This window comes from Calidithermus terrae (assembly GCF_003574345.1).
GTDB classification, from domain to species: domain Bacteria; phylum Deinococcota; class Deinococci; order Deinococcales; family Thermaceae; genus Calidithermus; species Calidithermus chliarophilus.
The window spans coordinates 1-7,012 of the sequence record NZ_QXDL01000205.1 but is presented as its reverse complement, the minus strand read 5'-3'; the positions used below and the strand labels follow the sequence as shown (position 1 = coordinate 7,012).

4 protein-coding genes and 1 tRNA gene are annotated in these 7,012 nt (G+C 71.1%); 3 read left to right on the top strand and 2 right to left on the bottom strand.

The features are described 5' to 3' along the window. Both Mterra_RS17345 and Mterra_RS17340 read right to left on the bottom strand, forming a co-directional pair. Positions 1 to 1,638, bottom strand: a 1,638-nt coding sequence (locus Mterra_RS17345) for a cytochrome c oxidase subunit I (protein WP_119316297.1), incomplete at its 3' end; no start/stop codon positions are given. 93 nt (positions 1,639 to 1,731) lie between these two features. After that, positions 1,732 to 2,553, bottom strand: coding sequence for a cytochrome c oxidase subunit II (locus Mterra_RS17340; protein WP_119316296.1), 822 nt, complete (start codon positions 2,551 to 2,553; stop codon positions 1,732 to 1,734). Between the two features lie 259 nt (positions 2,554 to 2,812). On the opposite strand from Mterra_RS17340, the gene Mterra_RS17335 reads away from it, so the two are divergent. From Mterra_RS17335 to Mterra_RS17325, 3 genes are all read left to right on the top strand, one after another. Next, positions 2,813 to 2,888, top strand: a tRNA-Lys gene (locus Mterra_RS17335). Between the two features lie 201 nt (positions 2,889 to 3,089). After that, entirely contained in the window at positions 3,090 to 6,218 is a 3,129-nt protein-coding gene (locus Mterra_RS17330; RefSeq protein ID WP_119316295.1) for an ATP-binding protein, read from the top strand. A 56-nt stretch (positions 6,219 to 6,274) separates the two neighbouring features. Then, the coding region (locus Mterra_RS17325) for a methyltransferase family protein (RefSeq protein ID WP_218022961.1) at positions 6,275 to 7,012 on the top strand (738 nt) is incomplete at its 3' end.

Sequence of the window (7,012 nt, the reverse complement as noted above, 5' to 3'; positions counted from 1 at the left end):
GGGCTGGTCGCCCCAGTTGCCGTGGGGCGGGGGCGTGGGGGTCTGCCACTCGAGGGTGGTCGCCCGCCAGGGGTTGTCGCCCACCTTTTTGCCCCAGAAGATGCTGTGGACGAGGTTGTAGGCGAACACCAACTGGCCCGCGCCCACGATCAGGGCCACCACCGTGATGAAGACGTTGAGGTCTTTGACCGACTCGGGGATGAACTGCAGGTTCTCGAAGCCGAAGTAGCGGCGGGGCACCCCGGTGAGGCCGATGTGGTGCATGGGCAGGAACATGGCGTAGGTGCCCACGAAGGTGATCCAGAAGTGCACCTTGCCCAGCGTCTCGTTCATCATCCGCCCGGTGGCCTTGGGGAACCAGTGGTAGATGCCGCCGAAGATCGCCACGATGGCCGCCACCCCCATCACCATGTGGAAGTGGGCCACCACGAAGTAGGTGTCCTGCAGGGGGAAGTCGATGATGACGTTGCCCAGGAGCAGCCCGGTGAGGCCCCCGATGAGGAAGGTGTTGAGGAAGGCGATGGCGAAGAGCATGGGCGTGGTGAGGTGGATGTTGCCCCGCCACAGCGTGAGAACCCAGTTGTAGACCTTCACCGCCGAGGGGATCGCCACGATGAGGGTGGTCACGGCGAAGAGGAAGCCGAAGTAGGGGTTCATCCCGCTGGTGTACATGTGGTGCGCCCACACGACGAAGCTCAGCGCCCCGATGACCACGATGGACAGCACCATCATCGGGTAGCCGAAGATGGGCTTGCGCGAGTGCACCGCGATCAGCTCGGAGACGATGCCCATGGCGGGCAGGATCACGATGTAGACCTCGGGGTGGCCGAAGTACCAGAACAGGTGCTGGAACAGCAGCGGGCTGCCCCCCTCGCGCGGCAGTTGCTGCCCGAACTGCACGATGGCGGGGAGGAAGAAGCTCGAGCCCACCGTGCGGTCGAGCAGCAGCATCACCCCGCCCACGAACAGCGCCGGGAAGGCCAGCAAGGCCAGGACGGTCGCCACGAAGATGCCCCACACCGCCAGCGGCATGCGCATGAGGGTCATGCCCTTGGTGCGCAGTTGCAGCACGGTGGTCACGTAGTTGAGGCCCCCCATGGTGGCCGCCACGATGAACAGCAGCAGCGAGACCAGCATCAAGATGATGCCCCAGTCGGACCCCGGCGTGCCCTTGAGGATGGACTGGGGGGGGTAGAGGGTCCAGCCCGCCCCCGTGGCGCCGCCGGGCACGAAGAAGCTCGCCAGCAGCACCACCACCGAGAGGAAGTAGGCCCAGAAGCTGAGCATGTTGACGAAGGGGAAGGCCATGTCCCGCGCCCCCAGCATCAGCGGGACCAGGAAATTGCCGAAGCCGCCCAGCAGCAGCGCGGTCAGCAGGTAGATCACCATGATCATGCCGTGCTGGGTGACGGCCTGGTAGTACACGGTGGGGTTGATGAGCTCGACCTTCCCGGGGAAACCCAATTGCAGGCGCATCAACCAGGACAGCCCCATGCCCACGGCGCCCACGAACAACGCGGTCAGCACGTACTGGTAAGCGATGACCTTGTGGTCCTGGCTGAAGACGTACTTCGTCCACCAGCTCTGGGGCTCCGGACCGATGTGATGATCGTGGTAGCCGGGGTGGGTATGCGCCATCGTTCACCTCTTCCCGAGTCCGATGCGGTTGCCGAGGCGACGGTCTTGGTTTTGACAGAGCTTTCGCTCGGACTGGGGTCTAGCTCGAGGCGCCTAGCGCTGGGCGTTGCCGGTGGGCTGGAGGGTATGGGCGACGGTGGGGCGCTGCTCGAGCCACCGCTCGAACTCGTCCGGCTCGACCACCACCACCTGGCCCACCATGTTGTAGTGCCCCACCCCGCACAGCTCGGCGCAGATCACCTGGAAGGCGCCGGTCTTGGTGGGCGTGAACCACATCTGGGTGACCATGCCCGGCACGATGTCCATCTTCATGCGGAATTCGGGCACGTAGAAGCTGTGCAGCACGTCGTTGGAACGCATGCGCAGCAGCACGGGCCGGCCCAGGGGCAGGTAGAGCGGGCCGCCGAGCGCGGGCACGTCGTCGCGGCTGGCCGGGGCCTCGGCGTTGACGCCGAAGGGGTTGGCCGCGGTGTAGTTCCTGACGTCGGCGGGCCCCAGCACCCCGTCCTTGCCGGGGTAGCGGTAGCTCCACAGCCACTGCTGGGTGAGGACCTCGACGACGTAGGGGCCCTTGGGCGGGTTGATCACCTGGGCGTAGAAGTACAGCCCGGGGGCCAGCAGCGCGACGATCCCGAGCCCGGTGAACCAGATGAGGTTCCACTCGAGCCGGGGGTTGTCCACGAAGAAGAAGGCTTTGCGGCCCCGTTCGCTGTGGTGGGCGTAGAGGGTGTAGGCGATGAAGAGGTTGATGACGATGAAGGCCGCGCCGCACAGGACCAAAGAGACGACGATGAGGTTGTCCATGCTGGCCCAGTTGGAGGCCAGGGGGGCGAACCACCACACCCGCAGTGCCGTGAGGACGAACGCCCCAAGCACCATAACCACTAAAGTGACGGCCAGCGCCAGTGCTTGCATTGTTGGTCGCTACCCATGGTAAGCCCACAAGCGACCGCCGTGCAAGCATCGTGAAGTTCGTAACTATTAGAGGCCTCAAGTGCTTCCATACATTCGCGCCGTGCGGGTGGGCGAATTGCCCGCGCCACGGGGGCGGGTGCCCACGAGGCCCCCTCGGCCGGGAAGATCCCCGCAGACCCCGTTCCCCCCGCGCTTTTGTGCGCTCCGCCTATAGACAGCCCCGCGCCGATTGCCTATAATCCTCGGTGCTGGGTTTTGCGGGTCCATAGCTCAGTTGGTAGAGCAACCGACTTTTAATCGGTAGGTCGCGGGTTCGAGTCCCTCTGGACCCACCAGCACCGGGACGGGGTTACACGCCCCGTCCTTTTCCGTTTGCCCCGGCCCCGGCCCCAGGGTCTTTGGGCCGCACCCGCGCCGGGCGGAGGCCGGGGGTAAACGGTCCTGATTAGGACCTCGCGGGCGGTGACTGTACAATTCTCGTGGCGCTCCCCTAAACTCGGCCCCCTGCGCTCCGAGCGCTGCCTAGGGTTTTTGCGATGGCCCCGACCGCCGCCCTCATACCCAACCTGACCAAGCGCCTGAGCTGGGTGCTCTCCAAGCGAAGGGGCGCGGCGGTGGCCTTGGTGGGGCCGCCGGGGGTGGGCAAGACCTGGACCGCACGGCAGGTGCTGGCCGGCGTTCCCTGCCCCACCCGCCAGCTCCCGGCCTCGCTGGCGGCCGGCGGCCTGCTGGCGGCGCTGCCCATGGCCCCCGACTCCCCGCCCTGGGTGCGGAGCGCGCTCGAGCGCTTCGCCCGCGGCCAAGCCACGCCCCTGGCCGCGGCGGGGGCCCTGGCGGCCCACCTGGTCCGGCTGGCCCCCTTCATCCTCCTGGTCGAGGACCTGCACGAGGCGGAGGGGGAGCGCCTGGCCTTCTGGGTAGCCCTGGCCGAGGCGGTGGGCCGCAGCCGGGGGGTCGCCTTGCTGGTCACCGGCCGCAACGCCCTGCCCGCCCCTTTCGAGAACCACGCCGTCGAGCCCCTGGGCCCGGACGCCTCGGCGCTGCTGCTGGAGGGCGAGGCCGGCTCGGCCCTGCCGCCGGAGGCCACCGGCTGGATCTGGCGGCACGCCCAGGGCAACCCGCTGTTCACGCTGGAGTACTTCCGCCACCTCAGCCGCCTGGGCTACCTCTGGAGCGACGGGCAGCGCTGGCGCTGGCGGCCCCCGCCCGACGACCTGCGCCCCATCAGCGTGGAGGCGGTGATCGCCCAGCAGCTCCAGGCGCTGGGCTCCGCGCCCGAGGCCCAGGCGCTGCTCACCGCCAAGGCCCTGCTGCCCCCTCTCGCCCCCGCCGACCGCCTGGCCCGCGTCAGCGGCCTGTCGCCCGAGGCCCTGGCGGCGTGGGAGGGGCGGCTCGAGGCCGCCGGGGTCCTGCAAGGCGGGCAGTTCGCCCACCCGCTCTTCCGCGAGGTGGCTCTCGCCCAGGCCCACCCTGCCGAGCGGGTGCGCCTGGCGCGGGCCGCGCTCGAGGAGCTCCGCTCGGCCGACCCGCTGGGAGCGGCCAGCCTCCTGCCGGCCGCCGAGCTGCCCCCGGCCCCGGCGCGGGAGGTTTTGGAGACCGCCATCGCCCACGCCCGCGCCCTGGGCACCGCCGCCCAGGAGGCCCGGCTATTGCTGCGGCTGGCCGGGCTCGGCCCGGAGGCCGAGCGCTTCCGCCTGACCCTCGAGGCCGCCCGCAAGCTGCGCGCCTCCAACCTGGAGGAGGCCTTGCGCGTCGCGGAGACCGCCCGCCGCCTGGACCGCCACGACCTCGAGGCCGCCCTCCTGGTCGCCGACCTGCTGGCCGGCCTGGGGCGCGGCGGGGAGGCCGAACGCCTGCTCGACGGGCTGCTCGAGCGGGCCGAGTCCGGGGGCGGGGGCCCGGAGGAGCGGGCGCGGCTGCTGCGGATGCGGGCCCAGGTCAAGCACCTCAGCCACGACTACAAGGGGGTGCTCGAGCTGTGGCGGCAGCACCCCGAGATCGGGCTCTCGCCCGTGCTGGTGGCCCGGGCGCTGGTGCAGTTGCGCCGCCTGGAGGACGCGCGGGGCTTCATCGCCCGGGTGCTGGAGGAGGGCGGGCTCGAGCCCTTCGACCGCGCCCAGTTGCTCTACATCCAGGCCTTCATCCCCCACTTCGCCGCCGACTACGAGGCGGCCGAGGCCCACTTCAGCGCCTTCCTGGGCACCCTCGAGCAGCTCGACGACGGCTCTCCCCGCTACCACGACCTCTGGGGCGGCATCTACCAGCTGCGGGCCTACGCCCGCAACGCGCTGGGCAACCCGCGCGGGGCCGTCGCGGACATCCGCGCCGCCCTGCGCATCGCCGCCGAGCAGGGCAACGGCGGGGTCTACGCCTTCCGCCAGAGCGAGCTCGGGCTGTACCTGCTCGAGTGCGGCGAGTTCCCCCAGGCCGAGGAGGTGCTGCTGGAGAGCCGCGGGGTGCTCGAGCGGCTGGGACAGCGCATCTACCTGGCCCGCCTGGAGATGATCACCGCCCGGCTCTACCTCGAGTGGGCCCCCCCGCACGGCCCCGCGCTGGCCCTGCGCCACGCCCGCGCGGGGGTGGAGCACGCCCGCCAGGCCGGGCTGCCGCCCGCCACCGTGCCCGCGGTGCTGGCGGCAGGCTGGGCCGAGGCCGCGCACGGCCGCCCCGAGGCAGCCCTGGCCCTGGCCGACGAGCTCGAGCGCCTCGCGCACGAGACCCGCCAGCCGGCCTTCGGCCCCGCCGCGCTGTGGGTGCGGGGCCTGGCCTTCGAGCGCCTGGGCGACGCCGCGGGCGCGCTGGGCCTGCTCGAGCGGGCCGCGCGCGACGCCGGCCTACTGCCGATGGGCCCCCACCCCGAGCGCATGGCCCTCGAGCTCGACCGCCTGCGCGGCGACGCCCGCTCGGCCCGCGCCCGGCGTGAGCGCCTGGAGCAGATGGGCCTGCTGGGCGGCGCGGCGGTGGCCCGGCGCTACTTCCCCGACCCGCGGGAGGAGGGGCCGGTTGCCCCCCTCGAGCACCGCCTGGAGGTGCTGGGCACCCTGCGCTTCGACGGCCAGCCCTTCTCGGGGCGCATCCGCAAGGGCCGTGAGCTGCTGGTGACGCTGCTCGAGGCCCGCCTGCTGGGCCGGGGCGGGGTGAGCCAGCTCGACCTCATCGACCGGCTCTACCCCGGGCTCGAGGAGGACAAGGCGCTGGCCGCGCTCAAGCAACTGGTCTACCGCCTGCGCTCGGCGCTGGGCAGCACCCTCATCCTGCGCAGCAGCACGGGCTACGCGCTGGGGCCGGTGCAGTCCGACGCCGAGGACTTCCTGCACGGCGGCGACCTGGGCCTCTGGCAGGGCCCCTTCCTCCCCGACCTCGACGAGGCATTGGCCCCGGACGCGCGCGAGGCGCTCTACCAGAACCTGCGGGCGCGGGCGGCCGAGGGGCTGCAGACCCACCCCGAGGCCACCCTGCGCGCCGCACGCATCCTGCTCGAGGCCGACCCCTACGACGAGGCCGCGCTGGCGCTGGCCCTGCTGGCGCAGCAGGCGCTGGGCCACCGCAAGGGGATGCGCGAGCTCTACCGCCACAGCCGCGAGCGCTTCCTCGAGGTCGGTGAGAGGCTCCCCGAGAGCGAGGACGCCTTCCTGGCCCGCCACACCCCGCTCACGCGCGTATAGCCCCCCGGCGGGAGCGGGAGGAGGGGAGGGCGCGATAGACTGCGGCTGGAGCCCCCATGAACCCTGCCGAGCCCCACCCCCTGATGCTCGCCCTGCGGCGCCTGAGCCACCACCTCAGCCGCGACTTCCTGGGCGGCCCCCGGCCGCTGCGCCTGTCGTGGGTGATCAACTTCCAGAAGGGCGGCACCGCGCCGTTCGTGCTGCTGCTGATGGCGCTCTACGACAACTACAGCCCGGCGGCCTGGGTCTACCTGGCCCTCCACGGCACCTACGGGCTGTGCTGGCTGCTCAAGCACCTGGCCTTCCCCGATAGGGCCTGGGACGTGCCCGTCACCCTCGGGGGCGCGCTGATGAGCTTCGCGCTGGTGCTGGGGCCGTACTGGGTGGCGCCTTTCGTGCTGGTCTCGAGGCTCAGCCCCTTCGAGCCCTCGTGGCCCTGGCTGGCCCTGTGCGTCGCGCTGCACACGCTGGGCGTGGCGATCATGATGGCCGCCGACGCCCAGAAGTTCTACACCCTCAAGCACCGCCCCGGCCTCATCAGCGAGGGCATGTTCAAGCACGTGCGCCACCCCAACTACCTCGGCGAGATGATGATCTACGCCTCCTACGCCCTCCTGGTGGGCCACTGGCTCCCCTGGCTGGTCCTGGCCTGGGTCTGGCTGGCCGTGTTCGCGGTGAACATCCACTCCAAGGAAATCTCCCTCTCGCGCTACCCCGAGTGGCCCGCCTACAAGGCCCGCACCGGGCTGCTGCTGCCGAAGCTCTGGGGGTATGCGGGGGGCTCGAGGGAGGGG